The sequence below is a fragment of the Phocaeicola faecalis genome (genome assembly GCF_021730445.1).
Classification (GTDB): Bacteria; Bacteroidota; Bacteroidia; order Bacteroidales; family Bacteroidaceae; genus Phocaeicola; species Phocaeicola faecalis.
Genome location: NZ_JADNRM010000005.1, coordinates 141,620 through 166,240, shown reverse-complemented (window position 1 = coordinate 166,240; position 24,621 = coordinate 141,620). Strand labels below are relative to the sequence as shown.

The window sequence follows — 24,621 nt, the reverse complement described above, 5'->3', positions numbered from 1 at the left end:
TTATTTTTTGCTGCTCATCCGTACCGTCACCTTACCGTCTGTTCCTTTGAACGGACATTCTGCTTCAAGCATTGTGATACCCTCGATAGGTTTTTCTCCCTTATAAGTATTCTTGGCCGGATAAGTCTTGAACACTGCACCGGCAGGAGCAGTTATCTGCATATAAAAATGCTTGCCATTACGCATAAAGTGAGCTTTGTTTCCGTTCACTTCTACATTGGCTTTGGTGCCGGCTACCCATGACACCTTTGAACTGGCATCAAGCAACTTCACTTCATCTTCTATTTCCATAGTATGACTGTTGAGCATTGTGAACTTGCGATAAGCACTTTTTGCTTTTTCCTTGTACACTTCACATAAGTTCAGTTTGACGGAAGGCTGCTTGGCTTCGGGATGCTCCTCGCAGACAAAAGCATGGCCATTGGCATATTGCAGGCTATGGTCTATGTTGATGACATTGTGCGAGAAATTGTTGTTGCGGAAGTATTTCCAACGCTGGCCACCGGGCTTCCCGTCCCAGAAACCGGGCAAGTCGTAGTCATCGGCACCGAGGTCTTCTGTCCAAAGCACACCGTCACTTTCTACAATGAATGTGCCGCAATCCATTTGCTGATGTGCCTGATTGGGTAGACCGCCTTTGGCTACTAAATAGACAGAACCCTTTTTGTTGCGGTCACCGTTGAACACCACAATGTCATTAATCTTGTTGTGATACACTTCCATGGCAGGCACAGTGCTTGTTTTACCGGTAGGAGTGTTGTCAAACCAAGGTAGGGAGAGAAAGAAGAGTTGGTCGAACATTCTGGCACCATGCAGTGCTTTAGCCACTTCGTTTCTATTCCAGGCGGATACTTCGGGCTGATGGAACATTTTGCCATACAGAAAATAGGCGGGACCGCCAAAAGACTCATGTCCGATACCTGCATTGCCGAAATAGAACGGATGTCCTGATGGGGTGAGTGTGCGTATCTGGTAAAGTGCTGTACGGTTGATACCCGGCAATTGGGCAATGCCTCCCTTATCGCCGCCATTGTCTGTTACCGCTTTCAAGTACATGGAAAGGTAGCGGTTGGTGTATCCCCAATAGGCGGGCCCTTCGTAACATACACCGTCGGGAGCAAAAAGTTTCAGGCAGTTGGGCATGTATTTGGCGGCATTTTCTAAGATGACACCGGTTTCTTGGGGATAGTCTTCGGCTACAGCCAATGCGCCCAATACCATACCGGTGTTACATACCACGTTCCAGTTGGTTTCACGCTTTGCCCAACTGCCCGGTCCTCCTTTTTCGTATTCGCGCAACACCCGATGAATCGCATTCTTGTAGATACTCGCTTTGACTAGCTGTTTTGTAGCGTGTGGAAGTTCGGCAAAAAGCCAGTCGTAGGCAATGGCTACTGCTGCAGTCATTTCGGCTGTATCAAGGTAGTGCTTTGGGTCCCAATCAGGGAAGTTACACACCCACAAGATGGCATCATTGGCTGCGTTTAAATATTTATCTTCACCATAGATGCGGTAGGCTAATGATAAAGTACCCAACCGATAGACATAAGCACGTGAAGTCCACAACATATTACCGTATTTATCCATTTCGTATGGCAATTGTGGTGCCTCTGCTATGGAATCGGCTTGTGCTTTCAAATACAACGCCAATTCACCGGCCAATGGTTCGCTCTTTATCAATTCTTTCACTTCCGAGGTTTCGGCTCCGGTAAATAATAGACGGGGATGGTTTGGCAGCCAATTTTGTTGTCCCCATGCACTGCAAGTTAAAAGTAGCATGGCCAAAAGCATGATGCTTTTTCCTATGCGGTTCGTTGAAATGATAACGTTCTTCATAATAAATGATTGGTTAGGGCGTTGCTTATTTAATTTGTTCTATTCTTGTTTAATACATAAAATACAAAGGTTTGCCTTTCAGTTCCATTGTTGTGGATAGAACTCCCGATGTAAATCTTTCCGGTGCATTGGGACATACGTTGCCTATGTACACTTTTATTTTACCGGGCATGGTATTGACTCCGCCGGTTTCGTCTACATAAGCCAGATTTCGGGGGGATAGCTTAAAATGCACAATCTTGCGTTCGCCCGGTTGAAGCATTACCTTTTGGAAACCGACAAGTTGGCTGTTGGGAGCTTCGGGGGCGATATCTTTGTGTGACAAGTATAACTGTACCACCTCTTCTCCGGCAGATTTCCCCGTATTTACAACCTCTGTACTGATGCTGATAGTATCCCCTATCTGAACTTCTTGGGGAACATTGAGTTTCTTGAATTTAAACTTGGTGAAACTCAGGCCGTATCCGAATGGATAAAGTACATCGCCATTGAAATATCGGTATGTACGGTTTTTCATGGAATAATCTTCTATTGCCGGTAAGTCACTGTCAGACCGATAAAAAGTAATAGGCAACTTGCCTGAAGGATTATAACGTCCGAAAAGAATATCAGCCAATGCTGTGCCGGCCGCTTGTCCTCCATACCATGCTTGAATAATGGCAGGGATGTGTTGGGATTCCCAGTTAAATGCGATTGCACTGCCGGACATACATATAAAAATCATGGGTTTACCCGACTTTTGCAACATTTGCATGACTTGTGTTTGTACAGCAGGCAAATTGATGGTGGTTCTATCTCCTCCATAAAATCCTTCCACATTTCCGGTATCACCTTCTTCTCCTTCCAGAAGAGCTGAAATACCGCCGGCATAAATAATTAAATCCACATCTTTATACTTCTCTGCATAATGCTGCAAATCAATACCGGGGTGTAGGGTGATGAAATCTGATATGGAATCGTATACAACTTCAATGCCTTTTTCTGCGCGAAGTGCATCCAGCAATGTGGTGTTTTTACTTGGAATACCGTTATAATTCCCTAATTGAGTGGTACCATTATTGGCATTGGGACCAAGTAAGGCTATTTTCTTAATCTTAGAAGACAAAGGCAGTAACTGTTTTTCATTTTTCAGTAAAACCATTGACTGGCGTGCCATTTTCAAGGCTTGTTGCTGATGAGGCTTGGACTCCAGCACTTCGGCACCGATTTTTGAATAGGGAACTTTGTCCTGTGGGTCAAACATTCCCAAGCGGAACTGTATCTTTAGAAGTTTTTTGAGTGAGATGTCTATCTGGTCTTCGGTAATCATACCGGCTTCGACTGCTTCGGTCAGTGAACGGTAAACATTACCACATTCCAAGTCAGTACCGTGCAAGACGGCATCCGATGAGGCGGATATGGAGTCTTTATGGGTTTTATGTCCATATATAAAGTCTGATATTGCCCAACAGTCAGAAGTGATGTAGCCATTGAATTTCCAGTCATGCAATAATATTTTTCTTAAAAACAGATTGCTTCCACAGCAAGGCTGTCCTTTGAAGCTATTGTAGGCACACATCACTCCCGAAACATTTGCTTCTTTTATCAGACGATAAAACGCAGGCAGGTAAGTGTCGTATAAATCGTGTTCATCTGCAGTGGCATTGAATTCATGTCGAAGAGGCTCCGGACCGCTGTGCACGGCAAAATGTTTGGCACATGCAGATAGTTTCAGGTAATTGGGGTCATTCCCTTGTAAACCCTTGGTCATGGCAATACCCATTTCTGCGGTCAGCAACGGGTCTTCGCCATACGTTTCATGCCCTCTTCCCCAACGTGGGTCTCGGAAGATATTGATATTGGGGGTCCAGAAAGTCAGTCCTGTATACCGCTTGGCTGTATTCCCTTTTTTTACAGACAAATTATAGACTGCACGTCCTTCATCGGAAATCATTTCTGCTGATTTTTGCAGTTCTTTGGGGTTAAACGTCGCTGCTAGTCCTATGGGTTGTGGAAATACGGTTGTCTTTTCCTCCGAACGGGCAATGCCGTGCAGACATTCGTTCCACCAATTGTAGGCGGGAATTTCCAGTCTGTCTATTTGAGGGGCATTGTACATCATTAAGGATACCTTTTCTTTCAGTGTCATGCGTGACACCAAATCATTTACCCTTACGTCGATGGGTAACTGACTGTTTTTGTAAGGTAGGGGAGTTTGTGCAGAAACCATTGTTGCTAACATGGCTGCTCCTACAAATAGACTTTTCGCTAATTTTCTCATGGTTGTTTTATTCAGTATGATTTAAGACTTTCATTGTTTATTGCACAAAAATAGGAATATAAAATAGAATGTAGGGGGAAATATCATCTACTTGACGGGTGCTTTCCGTTCAATGAATAAAAATTTAAATTATATTAGAGATAGCCATAAAAATGGCTGAAATCTTTTGGTTACAAAGTCTCCGTATCAGCCGAATCGTTTCTTCCTTCTTCCTTTCATTAGCCGTTGAAACGCCCTGCTGATAGGGGTTCCGGTGGTGAATGGGCATCTTGTTGTCGTCCTTTCAGCCTCCCTTCATTCGTTAAAAAGGAAATTGCTGAAGGCAGATTGTGAAGGGACTTGGAAGGCGCGGCTGAAGGGAGGATGAGGGGATGTGCTGTCATCTTTAACCGGTTGTTCGTCAGTGTGTTAAATTTAAAGTGTAAGGATGAAGGGACAAGGAGGAATGAACAACTTTGTGAGGGGAGGCAAGCCGCCCTTACATTAAAAACACACCGAGCTTTTTTAAAAAGGTGCTGAAGTTTTTTGAAAACATAACGAGCTTTTTTAAAAACACAAAGGTCTTTTTGCAACATTCACAACACGTACGGTGGCATAAGCCTATACGTACGGTGGCATAAGCCCACACGTATATACGCATCGGGCTACACGGACGTACGCATAAGCCTGCACGTATATATGTCATTGTGTCGGGCTCCGTCAGGCTATTGGAAAAAGGATGAAATTTGTTCCTTTAACTTTTATTCTTTGTACGGAAATGTATCTTGTTGTACAAATATGTACCCTGTGCTGCAAACGTTAAAAATATAAGGGTACAAGTATACTCCTCTCAAAAACACAAATGTACCCCTGCTCCTATGTACTATTCGTATAAATTTGCAGCAAAACCTTAAAATTATATAGGACTATGTATCAACAGAAAAAACAGTGGTGTGTTTTACATACCAAGCTATTCAAACTTTTTGTGGGAGGAGCTTTGGTGTTGGCGGTAAGTCCGGCTTATGCAGCCGGAGGTAATCCTTCCGATATCAGTTCCACAAATTCTTCTCTTATCGTACAGCAGAATGGCCGTACTATTACAGGTACGGTAATCGATGAAACCGGTGAAACTGTTATTGGTGCCAATGTGGTTGTAAAAGGAACGACTAACGGTTCTATTACGGATGTGGATGGCCGGTTCTCATTAGACAATGTACCTAATGGTGCTGTCTTGGTTGTCAGTTTTGTAGGGTATGAAGACCTGACTGTGAAGGTCGGCACTCAAAGTACACTGACTATTAAGTTAAAGGAAAGTAGCGAACTTATAGATGAAGTAGTGGTAGTGGGCTATGCTTCACAAAAGAAAGTAAACTTGTCCGGTTCTGTTTCTTCCGTCAATATGGATGATATCGCAGAGAAACGTCCTATCACCAATCTTTCTTCCGGTTTGGCAGGTATGGCAGCAGGTGTTTCGGTAACATCGTCCAGCAATAAGCCGGGTGAAGACAATACAAGCATTATGATACGCGGTCAAGGTACCTTGAATAGTTCTTCTCCATTGGTGATTATTGATGGTGTGGAATCTAATATTAACACTGTTGCTCCTCAGGATGTAGAAAGCATGACTGTATTGAAAGATGCTGCATCTGCATCTATCTATGGTAGCCGTGCTGCTAATGGTGTTATTTTGATTACTACTAAAAAAGGTAAAAGTGGTAAGATAAACGTCGATTATACAGGTTATGCTGCCATTCAGTCTATTGGTCATACTATTGATGCAGTAACTAACTACGCTGATTATATGTCATTAAAAAATGAAGCAGCCAAAAACTCGAATAGAGCAGGGCAGTATGATCCGCAAATGATTGAAGATTGGAGGGCGGATAATGGTCGTAACCCTTTACTTTATCCAAATACCGATTGGGTGGACGAGGTATTTAAATCCGCTTTGGCTACTAATCATAACCTTTCATTGAGTGGTGGGTCGGAGAAGGTTACATTCTATACTTCGTTTGGCTATAATGACAACCCTGGTGTTATGGAAAACTCCGGTTATCAACGCTATAGTTTCCGTTCTAATGTTGAGGCTAAGCCTTTCAAATGGCTGACTTTAGGAATGAAATTGGGTGGTTATCTTTCTAACCGTGAAATAGGTTCAGGTCAAATTTCTAATGTATTTACTTATGGTAGCGCTGGTACTCCGGGTATTGTTTATCGTGCTCCTGATGGACGTTATGGTGGTGCGCAAGCTTTGGGTGAAGATATTCAGTTGGATAATCCTTTAGTTTATTTAAACAGTCGCGATGGTAATTATAAGCGCCGCAATTTCCGTTCAACTTTTAACGGAGCTATTACTCCTTTAGAGGGGCTTACTATAACAGGATCTTATACTTATGAATTGACTGATGATGATAACTGGGAAAAGCCTGTCTATCATGACCAGTGGGATTTTCTTCACGATCAAGTTGTGAAACATAATAGCGGTCGTACTTGGATTAGTAATTTTAATGGTAAACAAGAACGTATGTTTATGGATGCCACAGTACGCTACGAAAATAAGGTACTTAACAATAGGTTGTCCTTCAGTATATTAGCGGGTGCCAGTCAAGAGTTATTCCGTTCGTATAACATGACTGCCAAGAAATATGACTGGGCAGATGAGTCAATGGATGTTATTAATGGTTTTACCGGTGACGCAGAAGCTTCTGGTAGCCGTGGTGAATGGGCGATGAGATCTTACTTTGGACGTATCAATTTGGGTTGGGATGATAAGTATCTGGTGGAAGTAAACCTCCGTGCTGACGCATCCTCTCGCTTTCTGAAAGAAAACCGTTGGGGATATTTCCCTTCTGTATCTGCAGCATGGCGTGTTGATCAGGAAAACTTTATGGAAAGTACTCGTGGATGGTTGGACTCTTTTAAACTTCGTGCTTCTTATGGTGAATTAGGTAATAACAGTGTAGGTAATTACGATGCTGTTTCTACTTACAATGATGTAATGTATGGATTGGGACAGCAAGCTCAATTAGGTATGACTATTTCTAATTTGGCCAATGGTGGGCTGACTTGGGAAAGTACAGCTATTACCAATGTAGCAGTAGATTTTGGTACGTTACAAAACCGATTGACCGGTACATTGGAGTACTTTTATAAAAACACGAAAGATATTTTGATTAGCTTGCCTGCTCCGCTAGTACATGGTAATGCTGGTATTCCTAAGCAAAATAGTGCACAGGTACGTAATCAGGGTTTTGAACTGACTTTGAATTGGCAAGATAAAATCAATGATGATTTTCACTATAGCATTGGTGCTAATGTAACTTTTGTGGATAACAAGGTGACCAACTATAAAGATGGTGAAATGGCAGATTACGGTAGCTATTTTATTCAAGAAGGTTCTCCTATTAATCAAGGTTATGTACTGAAAGTAGACCGAATTATCCAAACACAAGAGGACTTGGATTATGTAGAAGAATTGTCTAAAAAATACAAGGAAATTACAGATGAAAATGGCAATGTGACAGGAAAGAAGGATTATTTCCAAACCTATAAACGCCCTGAATTAGGTGATGTACTCTATAAAGATATGAATGGTGATGGTACATTGGATGATGGTGACCGTATAAAAAGAGGCCATGGTACAGCTCCTCGTTTCTTCTATGATATCAATCTGGGATTCGATTACAAAGGTTTCGACTTTTCTATGTTGATGTCGGGTACAGGAAACTATTATGTACAATATCAAAATATGCATAGTACTAACTTGGCTGTTTCGGGTTATCAAATTGGTAAAGAAATTGCAGACGGTCGTTGGTATGAAGGTCGTGAAACACCGGCTAAATATCCTAGAGTTTTGATTAATGATGGTCGTAACACTCGTGCTAGCGATTTGTGGGAAAGTAACAAGCGTTTCTTTAAGATTCGCAATATTCAATTAGGTTACTCTCTGCCGCAGAGATGGTTGAAGCCTGTTTTATTGAGTCGCGCACGTATTTTCTGCAGCTTGGAAAACTTCTTCACTTTCACCGATTACAAAGGTCTTGACCCCGAAACAAGTGGCATTAATTACCCCACAATGCGTCAGGCTTCCTTTGGTGTCAATGTTTCATTCTAATAATTCAATGATTTTATCTATATGAAAAAATATATATTACTTTTGACGGTAGCAGGATTGATGAGTAGCTGCTATGATTTGGATCAATATCCTCACGATCAGCTGAGCTCGGGAACCTTTTGGAAAACCGAAAGTCATGCTCATCAGGGAATGGTGGCTATGTATGCTTCACTGAGAAATGAAAATGTGTTTGGTGCCTACTATAATATTGATGCATTAAGCGAATTGGCTGCCGACTATAATAACTGGCAGATGCCTGGTATTATCATGGGTACTTATGACTACGGTAACGGCCATGTAAAAAGCAAATGGCAAAGTGCTTACGATGGTATTTTTAAAGCTAATCTTATGTTGCAAAATGTTGATAATGTAGATATTAGTGAAGACGATAAAATCGTATACAAGGCTGAAGCTCGTTTTTTACGTGCTATGTACTATTTTCATTTGCTCGATTTCTATGGTGGAGTACCATTGTATGACGAAACGACCATTGTGGCCAATGAAGTGATGGATATGTTGAAACCTCGTTCTTCGGAGGATGAAACACGTAAATTCATTTTGGATGATTTGGACTTTGCTAGTGCTAATTTGCCTTTGAAGTGGGAAGGTGCTGAATATGGACGTGCAACTAAAGGGGCTGCTTATGCGTTACGTGGCAAGGTGAAACTTTTTGCCAAAGATTATCAAGGGGCTCAGGCCGATTTCGAGGAAATTGTGAAAGGGACTCAGTATGGCTATGGCTTGAATGACAGTTATCCTGATTTGTTTACTACGAAGGCAGACCAATGTAAAGAAATCATTTTCAGTATTATGGCAGTCAATGGTGCTAATTCAGAATACGGTATGGCTTATCCTCTTCGTTTGGGTACTCGCTGTACCTATGGAGGCGGATGGAATAATAATGTAGCAACTGATTTTTTAGCTGATATGTACGAAAATCGTGATGGCTCTAAATTTAGTTGGGAAGATTATTTCCCCGGTTTTACTACAGATCGTCAAATGCAGCATGATATATTTTGGGCAAAATTGTCTAGTGATTATAAAACAGTAGCTGAATATCCTGCTCAGAAAGACAAAATTCGTCAAGCTTACGAAAACCGTGATCCGCGCTTGGAACAAACCTTAATCACTCCTTACTCTTACTATTATGGATGTAATGGTATTGTTCCTAAAATGGTAGAATATGTGGTATCCAATAACACAAATGAAGCTAATGGATTCTTACGTGAGAATAAGCCTAGTCATTTCAATTACTATTGGCGTAAGTTTGTACCCGAAGGTGATATGGATGGTACATTGCTTGATCGTTCTCATTCACCTGTGGATTTTCCTCTTATCCGCTATGCAGATGTTTTGCTAATGTTGGCTGAATGTTATAATGAGAATGGGAATCAGGGAGCAGCAGTAGAAATGATTAATAAGGTGCGTCAGCGTCCTTCTACTAATATGCCGGCTATTAATAATGGTGATCCTTGGATGAAGGCGACAACGAAAGAGGAAGTATTTCAGCGTATCGTTCATGAGCGTGCTGTAGAATTGGCATGTGAAGGTCATCGCTTTGGTGACTTGAAACGTTGGAAACTTTGTGAAGAGAAACTAAACTATGAGTATGATGATATTGTGGGGCAAAAACTTTTTACTCGTAAGTTTATAGCGCGTGATTACAAATTCCCTATTCCTAAAGAGGAAATTCTGCGCAACCCGGCATTAGCGGAACAACAGAATCCGGGTTGGTAATTTGAAATCATTAAGGTAAAAAGGTTGGGAAATAGATTCCGCCTACTAATCAGTAGTCTTCTGGTGTGTAGGCGGGATTTTCCTGTCCGTTCAACAGTTTGAGGCTGTCATTTCATCCTCTCTCAAAAAGAGCTTGGTTTTATTCAGAAAGAACTACGGCCTTTTTTTGAAAAGACTTGGACTATACATACAGTCTCACCTGTAATTATAGTAATGGATGTCTTTCAGGCGGTCTGTAATAGAATGGAGAATAAATGTAGAGGGAGAAATTGTCCAAATGGGGTATGTTTTGTCCAATTCAGAGGGCGCTTTTTATGCATATAATGCCCTATTTCCCACTTTCTTCGTTAAAAATGCAGGAATGTACGTTTTCTCTCCTTTATAAGATTGATGTTCCTTCTTTTTACATTCAATGCCTATATCTTTGCAGTAAACCTATTTGAAATTAACACCATTAAAAACATGAATATGATAAAAAAAACCTTCGGCTTGTTCACGGCTCTTTTGTTTTCGTGTGTGACAGGTAATGTGCAAGCTCAAAATTCCGAAAAGGAATTTATTCAAGAAAATATGGAATTTGCAGCCAAGCAGTATAATCTGATGCTGAAGACTCCGAGTCAGGGAAAAAATGGCAGTGGCGTGATGCCCCACAGTATGCGTAAAGACGGAACGGTATCCAAAGGAAGTATTTACTTATGGACAGCCGGTTTCTTTCCGGGCAGTTTATGGTATATCTCCGACTTCTTAGGTGATAAGGCTTTGCAGGATTCTGCCTTGGTTTATACGCAGAAGATGGAGCCTTGTAAGACTTTTACAGACAATCATGACATCGGTTTCATGATGTATTGCAGCTACGGCAATGCGAATCGTTTTGCACCGAAAGCCGAATACGAGGACATTTTGACTGAATCGGCTAAATCACTCTGTACGCGTTTCCGTCCTAAAGCCGGTGTGATTCAGTCATGGAACGGTTTCCGTTCTTGGCACGGTGATAAAGTCTATGACTTTCCTGTTATCATTGATAATATGATGAATTTGGAGTTGTTGTTTCATGCCAGCAAGGTGACAGGTGATGACACTTATAAGAAAGTAGCTGTTTCGCATGCCGAAAAGGTGATGAAGAATCAAATCCGTAAGGACTACAGTCACTATCACATTATCTATTATGATAAAGAGACCGGAGCTCCTATCAAGGGAGAAACCTCTCAGGGTTATTCCGATAATTCTTGTTGGTCGAGAGGCCAGTCTTGGGGTATTTACGGGTTTACTTTGTGCTATCGCGAAACCGGTGATAAGCGTTTCCTGAAAACAGCTCAAGGCATGGCTGATTATTATCTGGATCATCCTAATCTGCCTAGCGATAAGGTGGCGTGGTGGGACTTCAATGCTTGGGAAGAAGGTTATGTTCCCGGTGTACGTTCCAAAGCCAGCATTACGCCTATTCTGTATCGTGATGCTTCAGCCGCTGCTTGCACAGCTTCGGCTTTGATGGAGCTGAGTACTTATGTGAAGGGTGCCAAGAGCAAAAAATATTTGGAGGGTGCCAAGCAGATTCTTCATTCGTTGGGCAGCCCTGCTTATCGTGCCAAACTGGGTGAGAACGCCGACTTCATTCTGATGCACAGCACCGGTGCCATTCCGCATGGTGGTGAAATCGATGTGCCTTTGACGTATGCAGATTACTATTTTATAGAAGCTCTGCATCGCTATAATAAATTATTGAATAATGAATCTCTCTTCTAATAAATAATGACTATGAAACGATTAAATTACTTTGCTTTGTTGTTGGTTTTTCTAATGGCAATGCCTGTATCTTCTTTGCAAGCTAAAAATAAGAAAGATAAAGCTGCGAAAGAACAACAAACGACTACCGGTGCACAAGACCGTGCCGTTTGGGTGGAGCTTATGTGGAAAATCGCCTATCCTGTGATTCATAATCTGGCAGAGAACACATTGCGTCAGAATATGCCGATAGAATCTCCGAGCGGAAATCCGAAAGGCTATGATGAAATCACCCATTTGGAAGCTGTCGGTCGTACATTGGCAGGCGTAGCTCCCTGGTTGTCGCTGCCCGATGACGATACCGAAGAGGGAAAACTTCGCAAGCAGATGCGTGAAGAAGTGTTGAAAGGATTGAAAAATGCCGTTGACCCGAATTCACCGGACAAACTGAATTTTACGAAACAGCCACAGCCTATCGTGGATGCCGCTTATCTGGTACATGCTTTCTTGCGCGCTCCCAAAGCACTTTGGGAACCGTTGGACGATGTGACCAAGCAACGCTATATTGAATCGTTGAAGGCTTTGCGCAATCGTACCGGTGCTTACAATAACTGGTTGATTTTTACGGGACTGAATGAGTCTTTCATCAATTGGGCAGGGGGCGAGTGTGATCCATTCCGCCTGAAGATTGCCAAGAATAAAGTGAGAGAATGGTATGCAGGTGACGGCTGGTATTGCGATGGTCCCAAATTCAGTATGGACTATTATAATTCTTATGTATTGAATCCGATGTATGTGGCTATGCTTGAAACATTGGCATCCAAAAAAAGAGCTGGTCAGAAAGAAGTGGATGAAGCTATGGCACGTATGATACGCCATGCCGAATTTTGTGAACGTATTATCGGGCCCGACGGTACTTATCCGGCTTTGGGACGTTCGGTGACTTACCGTTCGGCGGCTTTCCAGTCATTGGCGGATGTAGCTTTGCGTGAGAAATTGCCGGCTCATTTGAAACCTGCCCAGGTGCGTTGTGCTTTGACTGCCGTACATCGCAATTTATATGAAGGTAATCAGAACTTTGACAAGAACGGTTGGCTGGTTTTAGGGTTTAATGGACATCAACCCGAAGCTGCCGACGGTTATACTTCTACCGGAAGCCTTTATATGGCGACTTTGAGTTTCTTGCCGTNCCGGAAGCCTTTATATGGCGACTTTGAGTTTCTTGCCGTTAGGACTCCCTGCCGACAATGCTTTTTGGACAGAACCTTATGAAGACTGGACTACCAAAAAGGCATGGAAAGGAGAACACCTGCATAGAGATTATAAGGTGGAATATTAATATGGAACTAAAAGAAGAAATAGAGTTTTAACATAGTAAATGACTTGTTTGAGAATAGATGAAGGGGTTGTGTCAAAACGTGGATAATGCTGTCGTTTCGTTCGTAGGGGCGAGGTTCGCTCGCCCGAAAACAGTTTACTTTGTGTCTTCGGGCAGGCAAACCCTGCCCCTACAACTGACGATTGGATAGGCTGGTTTAGTTTTGACACACTCCCTTTACTTTATATATGGAGTCCTATGAACTTAGAATGTTTATTTCTTTTTGGCTGCGACGGCCAGTAACACTCCCAATACGATGCCTAATACGGCAGCAAATAATACTCTCATAGTTGGTGGGAGCAGGAAAGTGATGGTGTGTGCCGGATACCAGAACAGAGGAATGGTTTTCTTGAATACGAATCCCCAAAGCACCGCCCAGTTCAGTTCTGTGATAATCTGTTTCATGGGGATGGGAGTAACCAATGCCTTTACCGAACCGGCGCAATTGCTTATGTGTGTATCGGTTATTTTGTGAAGGGTCATAAAGACAGGGGCGAAGATACTGTTCATGGCAACAGAGATGGCTAATGCTATCATTATTTTTTCGAGGCACATTTCTCCGTTGATAGTATCGGAAGCATTTGCCATGCCCATATATTCCATAAACATCGGCACTCCTTTTGAAAAGATAATCATGGCCATATTGATACCCATACCCAGCAGTCCCCATACTGCCATTCGGGGAATGACTCCGAAAGTGCGGTTGATGTAAACTCCGGTACTGATGCGCAGGCCAATCATTTCGCCCATGGTAGAAAGGATGGCAAACTTCAGGAAACTCATTGTCATGCCGTGGGCGGTGTTGAATGATTTATACCATTCATAAACGGCGTCACTCACAAAGAAGGGGAGAAAGATGGCAATAGCCACCAAAAGAAAGATAAAATCGCTCTTTTTCATTGATTAAGTAGTGCTTTTTAGTAATAGATGTGACAAACATACGAAAAAACTTCAGATTTCCTATCAAAAAACTTTCTTTATTTTATTGCTTTTTATGATTGGCATGAGAAAAATAATTGGAAAAAGGATGAAGTGTTTGGCGGGAAAGGTTGTTCTTGTGATTATAATGTGTATTTTTGTGATAGAGTAATAATGAAATCTTTTATAGAATATGAAGACACCGCTTCTTTCGTTTTTATTTTTTCTAGTGATATTGGGAGCATGTATATCCGATAGGCAGCCGGCACCGGTGATTGATTATAGTTTGTTGGTGAATCCGTTTATCGGAACTGATTTTACCGGGAATACTTATCCCGGTGCTCAAGCACCATTTGGCATGGTTCAGCTAAGCCCGGACAATGGCTTGCCCGGTTGGGACCGCATCTCCGGTTATTATTATCCCGACAGTACCATTGCCGGTTTCAGCCATACGCATCTTTCAGGAACAGGGGCCGGTGATTTGTATGATATCTCTTATATGCCTGTCACTCTGCCTTATCATGAAGCCGAAGCCCCTTTGGGCATTCATTCTAAATTCTTACATTCGGATGAAGAGGCTTCCGCAGGATATTACCGTGTATTGCTAAAGGACTACAACATTAATGTGGAGTTGACTGCGACAGAGCGTTGCGGCATTCAACGTTATACTTTTCCTAAAGCACAGGCTGCCGTATTCCTGAATTTGAAGAAAGCGATGAATTGGGATTTCACACAAGATTCTTATATTGAAATTGTGGATTCATGCACCATACAGGGGTATCGTTTCTCCGACGGTTGGGCGCGTGGACAGCGTGTCTTTTTCCGTACTCGTTTTTCCAAACCCTTCAAGTCTTCCGAAATAGATACTACTGCCGTTGTGCAGGATGGCAAATCTATAGGAACTGCTTATGTAGCCCGTTTCAATTTTGATACGGCAGATGGGGAAGAAGTGGTGTTGTGTACGGCACTTTCGGGAGTAAGCATGGAAGGTGCGGCCAAGAACTTGGCGGTTGAGGCTCCGCACAATGATTTTGACAGGTATGTGGCAGAGACTAAAGAAAGCTGGAACCGTGAGCTTGGGAAGATAGAGGTCGGAGGTATCTGTAGTCTGGATGATAAAGTGAATTTCTATACCGCTTTGTATCGTACCATGATAGCGCCCACTGTCTTTAGTGATGTGGATGGTTCGTATTATGGTCCTGACCGGAAAATACATAAGGCGGATGGTTGGGTGAATTATGGTACTTTTTCTTTATGGGATACTTATCGTGCCGCTCATCCGCTTCTTACTTATACCGAGCCTGTTCGCACCAATGATATGATAAAGTCTTTCCTGGCCTTTTATGACCAGAACGGCCGCCTTCCGGTTTGGAACTTTTGGGGCAGTGAGACTGATATGATGATTGGTTATCATGCTGTTCCTGTTATTGTGGATGCTTATTTGAAAGGAATAGGTGATTTTGATGCCGGAAAAGCATTGAAGGCCTGTGTTGCCACAGCCAACTTGGATAACTATCGGGGAATCGGGCTTTATAAAAAGCTCGGCTATATTCCTTATAATATAAAAGATGAGTATAATTCCGAAAACTGGTCACTTTCCAAAACACTGGAGTATGCTTTTGATGATTATTGCATTGCGGAGATGGCTCGTAAGATGGGGAAGACAGAACTGGCAGAGGAGTTTTATAAACGTTCTCAAAACTACAGGAATGTGTTCAACCCCGCTACGGGATTTATGCAACCCATTGATGACAAAGGTATTTTTATCCGACCTTTCTCTCCCGATGACTATACTGCTCATATTTGTGAAAGCAATGGTTGGCAATATTTATGGTCTGTGCCTCAGGATATTCGCGGACTGATTACTTTGGTCGGTGGAAAAAATCGCTTTGCCGAAAAGCTCGACAGTATGTTTACTTATATTCCTGCCGGAAAGGAGGATTTGCCTATTTTCAGTACCGGCATGATTGGACAGTATGCTCACGGCAATGAACCGAGTCATCATGTCATTTATTTGTATAATAAAGCACGTCAGCCGTGGAAGACTCAGAAGTATGTGGCACAAGTGATGCATAATCTTTATTTTAATGCACCGGCCGGACTGTGTGGAAACGAAGACTGCGGGCAGATGTCTGCCTGGTACGTATTCAGTGCTATGGGCTTTTATCCGGTTAATCCTGTAAGTGGTGAGTATGAAATAGGGACTCCGTTATTCCCCGAAATGCGTATGCATCTTGATAACGGAAAAACGTTTACGGTGCTGGCACCGGCTGTCAACCGTGAGAATATCTATGTTCAGTCGGTCAAACTGAACGGAAAACCATACGACAAGAGTTATATCACCCATCAACAGATTATGGATGGGGCTACCGTAGAATTTGAGATGGGGCCGGAGCCGGGAAAGGTTTGGTATCGGTAATATATTTTGTTGGAAATGAAATAACATCAATTATAAAGCAATGAAACTCAATATACTTGTAAGCGGTTGTCTGGCAGGATTATTATGCTTGAGTGCGTGTTCTCCCCAAACGACGGAATTGAAAGAATACACTGGTTATGTTAACCCTTTCATCGGAACGGGAGGGCACGGGCATACGCATCCGGGTGCAATGCTGCCTCATGGAATGATTCAACCGGGCCCCGATACGCGTATCGATGGCTGGGACTCCTGTTCGGGTTATTATTACGAAGACTCCACCATCAATGGTTTTGCTCATACGCGTCTCAGCGGCACGGGGTGTGCCGATTTCGGGGACTTTCTTCTGATGCCTACCGTGGGTGAGCAAAAGGTGGAATATCTTGGTAAAGAGAGCCAGAAACGTCCTTTCGCTTCTGCCTTTTCACACAGCAATGAGTATGCCGAACCGGGATATTATTCGGTTTTCTTGGATACTTACGGTGTGAAAGCCGAGTTGACGGCCACCGGGCGTGCTGCCATGCATCGTTATACTTTTCCAGAAAGCAATGAATCGGGCTTCATTCTGGACATGGACTATAACATCCAGCAGCAAATTAATCAGGCTATGGCTGTGGAGGCTGTCAATGATACTGTGCTCCGCGGATACAAGCGCAGTGCTTATTGGGCTTGGCAACAGGACCTTTATTTCTATGCAGTTTTCTCAAAGCCTTTTACCCATACTCTCTATACTGATACTGTTGTAGAGGGCGGACAGCAGATTCCCGTTTGCAAAATGCTGCTCCATTTTGATACGGCTAAAGATGAGCAAGTAATGGTTCGTTTCTCTATTTCATCTGTCGACAGTGAAGGAGCCAGGCAGAATCTTTTGGCTGAGTTGCCCGATTGGAATTTTGACAAGGTACGTGCCGATGCCCGTAGCATCTGGAATGATTGTCTGTCGAAGATAGATGTGAAAACGGAAGATCCCGACCAACGTGCCATCTTCTATACCTCTATGTATCATGCATTTTTAAGCCCGAACTTGTTTACCGATGTAGACGGACGTTATTTGGGTATGGACTTGAAAGTGCATACCACCGATAAGGAAGATCCTGTGTATACTACTTTCTCTATTTGGGACACATTCCGTGCATTGCATCCTTTACTTACCATTATAGATCCTCAGACCAACGAAAGCTATATCCGTTCGTTGCTGAAGAAACAGCGTGAGGGAGGTGTTTTCCCAAAATGGGACTGTGCTGCCAATTATACGGGAACGATGATTGGCTATCATGCCGCCTCTATCATCACTGATGCATACGTGAAAGGGTATCGTGATTTTGATGTTCAAGAAGCCTACAAAGCCTGTCTGCGTGTTGCCGAATATGACACAACCGGTATTATCGGTCCGAAATGGCTGGTTCCTTTTGTGATGCCTCGCGCGCGTTATTATAAAAATACAATGGGGTATATTCCTTGCGACTTCGAAAACGAGTCGGTGGCAAAGGCTTTGGAATATGCTTATGACGATTGGTGCATTTCTGTTTTGGCAGATAGCTTGGGAGATATGGAAACAAGAGATAAATATGCTCATTTTGCCGGTGCATACAAGTCTTATTTCGATTCCGAAACTCGTTTTATGCGTGGATTGGACAGTAAAGGAAAATGGCGTACTCCGTTCAATCCTCGTTCGTCTACTCACCGTAATGACGATTATTGCGAAGGTACGGCTTGGCAGTGGACTTGGTTTGTGCCTCATGATGTACCCGGTCTGGTCGGACTGATGGGAGGAGAAGATGCTTTTGTCGGCAAGCTGGATTCCCTGTTCGCTGTTTCTTCCGAACTTGAGGGAGAGACAGCTTCGGCAGATATCTCCGGTCTTATCGGACAATATGCTCATGGCAATGAACCGAGTCATCACATTATTCATCTGTATAACTATGTCAATCGTCCGTGGCGGACGCAGGAGTTGGTCGATAGTGTGCTGCATAGTCAGTACCGCAATGCTCCCGATGGGCTTTCGGGCAACGAAGATTGCGGTCAGATGTCAGCTTGGTATATTCTGAATGCGATGGGCTTTTATCAGGTATGCCCCGGTAAGCCGGTTTACTCTATTGGCCGTCCCTTGTTTGAAGAGGTGACTATTCACTTGCTCGGTCAAAAGGAGTTTGTCATTCGAACGAAGAATAACTCAAAAGAAAATAAATATGTTCAGTCCATTGTGTTAAATGGAAAACCGTTGGAACAGCCTTTCTTTACGCACAGCGACCTGACGGCGGGAGGGGTGATGGAAATCAGTATGGGGGCTGAACCGTTAAAACCATAAACTAATCCGGCACACGATGATAAAGAAATTTTTCCTTTCAGCTATAGCTCTTTGCCTCACTTTATGGGTGCAGGCAAAAGACTATGTCGGCTATGTGAGTCCGTTGGTGGGGACTCAGTCCTCCTTCGAACTTTCCACCGGCAACACTTATCCTGCGACTGCCCGTCCGTGGGGTATGAATTTTTGGACGCCCCAAACCGGGAAGATGGGTGACGGATGGCAGTATGTTTATACCGCCAACAAGATTCGCGGTTTTAAGCAAACTCATCAGCCCAGTCCGTGGATAAACGATTACGGTCAATTTTCTCTGATGCCTGTCACCGGAAAACCGGAGTTTGATGAAGACAAGCGTGCCAGTTGGTTTTCCCATAAGGGGGAGGTATCGCATCCTTATTATTATAAGGTATATTTAGCGGAACACGATGTCGTGACCGAACTTACACCGACCGAACGTGCGGTTATGTTTCGGTTCACCTTTCCCGATAATGATTCTTATGTGGTGGTTGATGCTTTCGACCGCGGTTCCTTTATCAGGATTATTCCCGAAGAGAATAAGATTATAGGCTACACCACACGTAACAGCGGAGGTGTTCCCGACAACTTCAAGAACTATTTTGTCATTGAGTTCGACAAACCTTTTGTCTATCGGGCTACTTTTTCCAATGATGTAGAACCTAAAAGAAAAAAGGATAAGGTTTCCCTTTCTTTAAAAAGGGACGTCATGGAGCAGACTGCTTTTCATGCAGGAGCCGTAATCGGTTTCAAAACCGGTAAAGGTGAAGTGGTACATGCCCGGGTAGCCTCTTCGTTTATCAGCTTCGGACAGGCGGAAGCAAATCTTCGCGAATTGGGTACTGATACTTTTGATGTGTTGGTACAAAAAGGTAAGGATGCTTGGAACCGGGTGCTGGGCAAGATAGAGGTGGAAGGCGGAACAGACGAACAATATCGTACATTCTATTCCTGCCTTTACCGTTCGTTGCTTTTCCCGCGTAAGTTTTATGAAATGGATGCGGAGGGACGACCGATACATTACAGTCCTTATAATGGAAAAGTATTGCCGGGCTATCTATATACCGATACCGGCTTTTGGGATACATTCCGTTGTCTGTTTCCATTGCTTAACTTGATGTATCCGTCGGTCAACAGAGAAATTCAGGAAGGTCTGATAAATACATATAAAGAAAGCGGCTTCTTTCCTGAATGGGCGAGTCCGGGACATCGCGGTTGTATGGTGGGGAATAACTCGGCCTCCGTTTTGGTGGATGCCTATATGAAAGGTGTGCGTGTGGAAGATGTGGAAAGTATGTACAAGGGGTTATTGCACGGCACTGAAAATGTGCATTCCCAAGTTTCTTCCACCGGGCGTTTGGGATATGAATATTACAACCGTTTGGGGTATATCCCTTATGATGTAAACATCAACGAGAATGCTGCCCGCACGTTGGAGTACGCCTATGATGACTGGTGTATTTACCGTTTGGCTAAGGAATTGAAGCGTCCGCAGAAAGAAATCAGTCTTTTCGCGAAACGTGCCTTGAATTATAAGAACCTGTTTGATAGTGAAAGCAAGTTGATGCGTGGCAAGAACAAGGACGGAAAGTTTCAGAAGCCGTTTTCTCCACTGAAATGGGGTGATGCCTTTACCGAAGGAAACAGCTGGCATTATTCCTGGTCGGTATTTCATGACCCTCAGGGATTAATAGACCTGATGGGAGGTAAGGAAATGTTTGTCACGATGCTCGACTCGGTATTTGCCGTTCCTCCTGTTTTCGATGACAGCTATTACGGACAGGTGATTCACGAAATACGTGAGATGACTGTAATGAACATGGGGAACTATGCACATGGCAACCAGCCTATCCAACACATGATTTACCTTTACGACTATGCCGGACAACCTTGGAAAGCGCAATATTGGTTGCGTGAGGTGATGAACCGTATGTATACTTCGGCCCCCGACGGATATTGTGGAGATGAGGACAACGGTCAGACTTCGGCCTGGTATGTATTTTCTGCATTGGGCTTTTATCCGGTATGTCCCGGAACGGATGAATATATTCTTGGTGCACCGCTGTTCCGCAAGGCAACCCTTCACTTTGAAAATGGAAACGACTTGGTACTCTCTGCCCCCGAGAATAGTGAAGGAAACCGTTATATTGACCAAATGGAGGTCAACGGCCAATCTTATACGGCCAATTTCCTGAAGCACGGCGAAATGTTGGAAGGTGGCAAGATAGAGTTTCGTATGTCCGCCTATCCTAACTTGCTGCGAGGAACACAAGAGTCTGATTTGCCCTATTCCTTCTCAAGGGATGCTGTGCATTAGGCATTGTTTCACTTCCTGTCAATCGTTTTAAAACTTTTCCGGCTACTTTAAAAAGGGCCTTGGTCTTATTGAAAAACACTTAAGTTCCTTTCAGAAAGACCTTGGTCTTTTTTTTTAATCTCAAGATTTCTCCATTATGATACGTTGACATCCGTTAAGATTTACGGAACAGAAGTAAAACAAACACTTGATGATGCTTAATCTGTTGGGAACGTGATGAATAAGGTTTTGGGAGAAAGAAGAAAAAAAGTGTATCTCTTAGTAAGAGATACACTTTTCGATGCAAATTTACACAAAGTTTTGATAATTAAAACTTTTTGAGAAGAAAAATCACAAAGCAAGTGCAAAAATATCTTTAGTCTTAAGTTATAGGACACTTTTTTATCGACTTAAACTATTAATAGTAAAGTGGTTATGTGCGTTCGGTGTATCTCTTACTAAGAGATGCACCGAACGCAACCCTTTTTTAAGGGTTTGGGAAATGTGTAATTATCTGAAATAGAGACGATAAAAAGAGAGTACAATGGACTACCTGTTCCTACATCGCGACAAGCGCACCTTTACTTCCGAAAGGCAGAAGAATCTGCTCTTCCGGGCTGCCCATCTTTATTGGGAGCAGCAGTTTGCAGGCCGTAACGTGGAGCAGGCAAGGAAAGTCGATTGTGAGCTATATAAATATGTATTGTACTATTTGGAAGTGCGCCAGGTGTTCCTTGACCCGAAGCTCTCACTGAATAAGCTGAGCGATATGATTGAAACGAACCAGACTTATCTGTCGAACGTGGTGAACCGCTACTTTGGCTGTCACCTGAAAGATTTGGTGAACGGTTATCGGGTGGAATATGCCAAGGAGCTGCTCCGTTCAGGCAAGTGTCCGTTGGAGGAACTGCCCCAACGATGCGGGTTTCTGTCGCGAAGTACATTTTACACTTCCTTTAAGAAGATGACGGGCGCCTCTCCAAAAAAATATATGAAACAAGAACAGAGGGCTGTGTCCTCAGAACCGATAGAATATGTATAACCAATTTTAGTTTTTTAAATTTATAAATTTAAAGTTTTTCTATTATGAACAAAAAGTTTTTAAGTGCAATCCTGTTCGGAGCCTTGATGGTTTCGTCAACAGGAACATTCGTGTCTTGTAAAGATTACGACGATGAAATCGACGAAATCAACAAGGAACTGACAGATCTGAAATCTAAGCTTTCAGACCTTGAAACCAAAGTAAATGCTGGTGGCGCTTACGTTACCAAGATTGAATCGGTGGACGGCGGTTTCAAAGTATCGGTAAGTGACGGTACTTCTTATAATCTGACTGTTGCCAGCGCTGCTGCCGGTAGCAAGGTCGTGATTGACGACAAGACCGGTGAAATCAGCATTGATGACAAGGCTACAGGCTGGTTTGCCACTACCGGTGAAGGTGAAGAAGCAGTGGATATGACTCCGTATGTAGAAGACGGATACTGGTATCTTTATGACAAGACAGCCAAAGAGTTTGTTAAGTCGGAATACAAAGCTGCCGGTAATGCTTATGCAGTAGTGGCTAACGGTATCTGTACATTGAATATACCCGACGCTGACGGTAAGATGCAGACAGTTCAGTTGCCTACTACTTCGGCTGCGATCACTAGTGTACAATTTATAAATGTAACTAATGGAGCTGTTGAAGCTAATCCTGAATACAAATTGAACTATGGTATAGCAACAGCAGCCAATGCAAAATGGGATGGTCCTAAAGGTGCGATTGCTAAAGATCAGCTATTGGTAGGTACTATCGAACCTCTTATTTTGCAAGTATATCCTTCTTCTGCAGACTTGTCTAATGCAGATATTAAGTTGGTGGGTAGTGATGGCACAGTTGCTCCGGTTAAGGTAACGGCTACTCCGTTTGAAGGTGTTATCACCAAGGCTGCTTCTGCCAATGGTCTGTGGAATCTGAATATCGAGCCGGATGAAACGGTAACAGATAAGACTATTGCAGATGCATTTAAGGTTGAAACTAACAACTATGCTTATGCATTGCAAATCAATGGCAATATCCTGACCGGATATGCTTCTGAAGTTGCTCCTACAGATAAAGCGGCTTCTGCTTCTGCTACATCTTTGACAGCTACTGATGTTACATACAATGCTGAAGCCCTTAGCTCAGTTAAAGTACCGTTCGGTAAAACAGTCACTCTTGAATTTGACGGAACTAAAGCATACGATGCTTACTTGACTCCGAAATCGGCTAGTGCATTAGAATTGGCAGGTATTACTATTGATGGTAAGACGATGTCATTCACTTCTACAGAAAAGGCTGCCGGAAAGACGGTTAAGTTTATGGTGAATTTCGTAAACTTTAAGGGAGCAACCGGTACTCCTTTTGAGGTAACAGTAAACTTCGAAGGGGCAACTGTTGATCCTGAAGCTCCTGTAGCTGAAGTGAAATATACAGCAACAGAAGGTGTTAAACCTATCATTATTGATTTAGGTACTACATTTACAAGTTTGAGTGCTCAGACTGCTAAAGCGTTGGCTGAGGCTATTACTCAGGATTGGAATGTGGTTTCTATTGACGGTAAAGCGGTAGCTACAACAGACCAATCTACCGCTAACGGTAAGTTTGCATTTACAATGGCTCAGGTAAAATACTACTCAGACTTGAATGCTGATGGTACACCGAAAACAGAAGTTACTCCTATCAATAATGCCGATAATCTTAAGAAGGTTAAGTATGCTGTATTTGCAAATGCTGATTATCAAGCAACTGCAGCTCCGGGTGCTTATGTATTGAACATGAAATTTGCTGATGCTAGTGGTAATGAATTGAAGAAAGTCGTTGCTCCTGTAACCATCTCTGTTCCTACATTCACTGACTTGTTCTCTAAGGTTACTTCTGTATGGAATGCAGATAAGACTGTATTGAATGCTTTGTTGGTTGGCTCTGCTGATGCAACAGTTGCTAAACAATATGTAATGACTAACGCATTCAAGGCTGTAGAAAATTCAGGTGCGGATTGGGATAACTTAACTCTGACTCCGAAAGAAATGAGTATTGACGGAGCTCCGACTGCTGTTGCTACATACGGAACGCCTGCAAATACTTTGGCAATGACTGATGATTTGCTGAAAGACGGTGCAGTAAGAGGCAATGTAACAGTAGAAGGTACATATTCGATTAACGGTAAAGCAGGCTTGAAAGTTGAAGTTCCTGCATTTGCAGTAAACTTTATGTCTCCATTCAATGATGCTGTGCTTAACTTCTACAAAGCCGGTAAAGTGGCAGATTTGAATGTTGCAATTACATCAGATGGTAAAGGTACTATTGCTAAATTTGCAGGTGAGACAGGAAAAGAAACAGGTTTGCAATTAGTTGCCAGCAGTGCAAAGGTGGCAGTTTACAATACAATGACATTGTTTGGTGCAACAAATGATAAGTTCACATTCGTAGTTAAGGGTGAAGGTGTTCCTACCGGTGCGACAGCTAAATTATCTGATGCCGGTATCGATTTGACAGGTATGACTTATGCTCCTAACTATTCAGCAACTCTTGAAATGACAGTTACAGCATTGAATGGTATTAAGACTACCGTTACATTGCCTATGACTATTAATAAGCCCTAATCATTATCCTAAGTATACTGT

13 protein-coding genes are annotated in these 24,621 nt (G+C 42.9%); 10 read left to right on the top strand and 3 right to left on the bottom strand.

Annotation, left to right across the window (positions count from 1 at the left end; genetic code table 11):
- Complete coding sequence (locus tag IR173_RS07980) at positions 1-1,836, bottom strand: heparinase II/III domain-containing protein (RefSeq protein WP_237039125.1); 1,836 nt, start codon at positions 1,834-1,836, stop codon at positions 1-3.
- 49 nt (positions 1,837-1,885) lie between these two features.
- Positions 1,886-4,096, bottom strand: coding sequence for a glycoside hydrolase family 3 C-terminal domain-containing protein (locus IR173_RS07975; protein WP_237039124.1), 2,211 nt, complete (start codon positions 4,094-4,096; stop codon positions 1,886-1,888).
- Between the two features lie 907 nt (positions 4,097-5,003).
- On the opposite strand from IR173_RS07975, the gene IR173_RS07970 reads away from it, so the two are divergent.
- The 5 genes from IR173_RS07970 (at position 5,004) to IR173_RS07950 (ending at position 12,987) form a co-directional block, all read left to right on the top strand.
- Positions 5,004-8,189, top strand: coding sequence for a SusC/RagA family TonB-linked outer membrane protein (locus IR173_RS07970; RefSeq protein WP_237039123.1), 3,186 nt, complete (start codon positions 5,004-5,006; stop codon positions 8,187-8,189).
- A 21-nt stretch (positions 8,190-8,210) separates the two neighbouring features.
- A complete protein-coding gene (locus IR173_RS07965) occupies positions 8,211-9,926 on the top strand; it encodes a RagB/SusD family nutrient uptake outer membrane protein (RefSeq protein WP_237039122.1) in 1,716 nt (571 codons plus the stop codon).
- A gap of 468 nt (positions 9,927-10,394) precedes the next feature.
- A complete protein-coding gene (locus tag IR173_RS07960) occupies positions 10,395-11,669 on the top strand; it encodes a glycoside hydrolase family 88 protein (protein ID WP_237039121.1) in 1,275 nt (424 codons plus the stop codon).
- Between the two features lie 6 nt (positions 11,670-11,675).
- Positions 11,676-12,920 carry a DUF2264 domain-containing protein gene (locus IR173_RS07955; RefSeq protein WP_449580081.1) on the top strand — a complete coding sequence of 415 codons (1,245 nt, stop codon included), beginning with the start codon at positions 11,676-11,678 and terminating at the stop codon, positions 12,918-12,920.
- Positions 12,862-12,987 (top strand): hypothetical protein, encoded by a 126-nt coding sequence (locus tag IR173_RS07950; RefSeq protein WP_237039140.1) that lies wholly within the window; start codon positions 12,862-12,864, stop codon positions 12,985-12,987. The genes IR173_RS07955 and IR173_RS07950 overlap by 59 nt, the downstream gene beginning before the upstream one ends.
- 252 nt (positions 12,988-13,239) lie before the next feature.
- Here IR173_RS07950 and IR173_RS07945 read toward each other — a convergent pair whose 3' ends face one another.
- A complete protein-coding gene (locus tag IR173_RS07945) occupies positions 13,240-13,926 on the bottom strand; it encodes a hypothetical protein (RefSeq protein WP_237039119.1) in 687 nt (228 codons plus the stop codon).
- A 211-nt stretch (positions 13,927-14,137) separates the two neighbouring features.
- Between IR173_RS07945 and IR173_RS07940 the strand changes: the two genes are divergently transcribed.
- From IR173_RS07940 to IR173_RS07920, 5 genes are all read left to right on the top strand, one after another.
- Entirely contained in the window at positions 14,138-16,363 is a 2,226-nt protein-coding gene (locus IR173_RS07940) for a GH92 family glycosyl hydrolase (RefSeq protein ID WP_237039118.1), read from the top strand.
- A gap of 40 nt (positions 16,364-16,403) precedes the next feature.
- Positions 16,404-18,668, top strand: coding sequence for a GH92 family glycosyl hydrolase (locus tag IR173_RS07935; protein WP_237039117.1), 2,265 nt, complete (start codon positions 16,404-16,406; stop codon positions 18,666-18,668).
- A 16-nt stretch (positions 18,669-18,684) separates the two neighbouring features.
- On the top strand, positions 18,685-20,997 hold the full coding sequence (locus IR173_RS07930) for a GH92 family glycosyl hydrolase (protein WP_237039116.1): 2,313 nt from the start codon (positions 18,685-18,687) through the stop codon (positions 20,995-20,997).
- Positions 20,998-21,520: 523 nt separating this feature from the next.
- Positions 21,521-22,018 (top strand): helix-turn-helix domain-containing protein, encoded by a 498-nt coding sequence (locus tag IR173_RS07925; protein WP_237039115.1) that lies wholly within the window; start codon positions 21,521-21,523, stop codon positions 22,016-22,018.
- 44 nt (positions 22,019-22,062) lie between these two features.
- Entirely contained in the window at positions 22,063-24,600 is a 2,538-nt protein-coding gene (locus IR173_RS07920; protein WP_237039114.1) for a hypothetical protein, read from the top strand.
- Positions 24,601-24,621 lie beyond the last annotated feature (21 nt).

Bases quoted from the DNA above. Each gene is read 5' to 3' on its own strand.
- IR173_RS07980 (WP_237039125.1), bottom strand. From the start codon at position 1,836: ATGAAGAACGTTATCATTTCAACGAACCGCATAGGAAAAAGCATCATG.
- IR173_RS07975 (WP_237039124.1), bottom strand. From the start codon at position 4,096: ATGAGAAAATTAGCGAAAAGTCTATTTGTAGGAGCAGCCATGTTAGCA.
- IR173_RS07970 (WP_237039123.1), top strand. From the start codon at position 5,004: ATGTATCAACAGAAAAAACAGTGGTGTGTTTTACATACCAAGCTATTC.
- IR173_RS07965 (WP_237039122.1), top strand. From the start codon at position 8,211: ATGAAAAAATATATATTACTTTTGACGGTAGCAGGATTGATGAGTAGC.
- IR173_RS07960 (WP_237039121.1), top strand. From the start codon at position 10,395: ATGATAAAAAAAACCTTCGGCTTGTTCACGGCTCTTTTGTTTTCGTGT.
- IR173_RS07945 (WP_237039119.1), bottom strand. From the start codon at position 13,926: ATGAAAAAGAGCGATTTTATCTTTCTTTTGGTGGCTATTGCCATCTTT.
- IR173_RS07940 (WP_237039118.1), top strand. From the start codon at position 14,138: ATGAAGACACCGCTTCTTTCGTTTTTATTTTTTCTAGTGATATTGGGA.
- IR173_RS07935 (WP_237039117.1), top strand. From the start codon at position 16,404: ATGAAACTCAATATACTTGTAAGCGGTTGTCTGGCAGGATTATTATGC.
- IR173_RS07930 (WP_237039116.1), top strand. From the start codon at position 18,685: ATGATAAAGAAATTTTTCCTTTCAGCTATAGCTCTTTGCCTCACTTTA.
- IR173_RS07925 (WP_237039115.1), top strand. From the start codon at position 21,521: ATGGACTACCTGTTCCTACATCGCGACAAGCGCACCTTTACTTCCGAA.
- IR173_RS07920 (WP_237039114.1), top strand. From the start codon at position 22,063: ATGAACAAAAAGTTTTTAAGTGCAATCCTGTTCGGAGCCTTGATGGTT.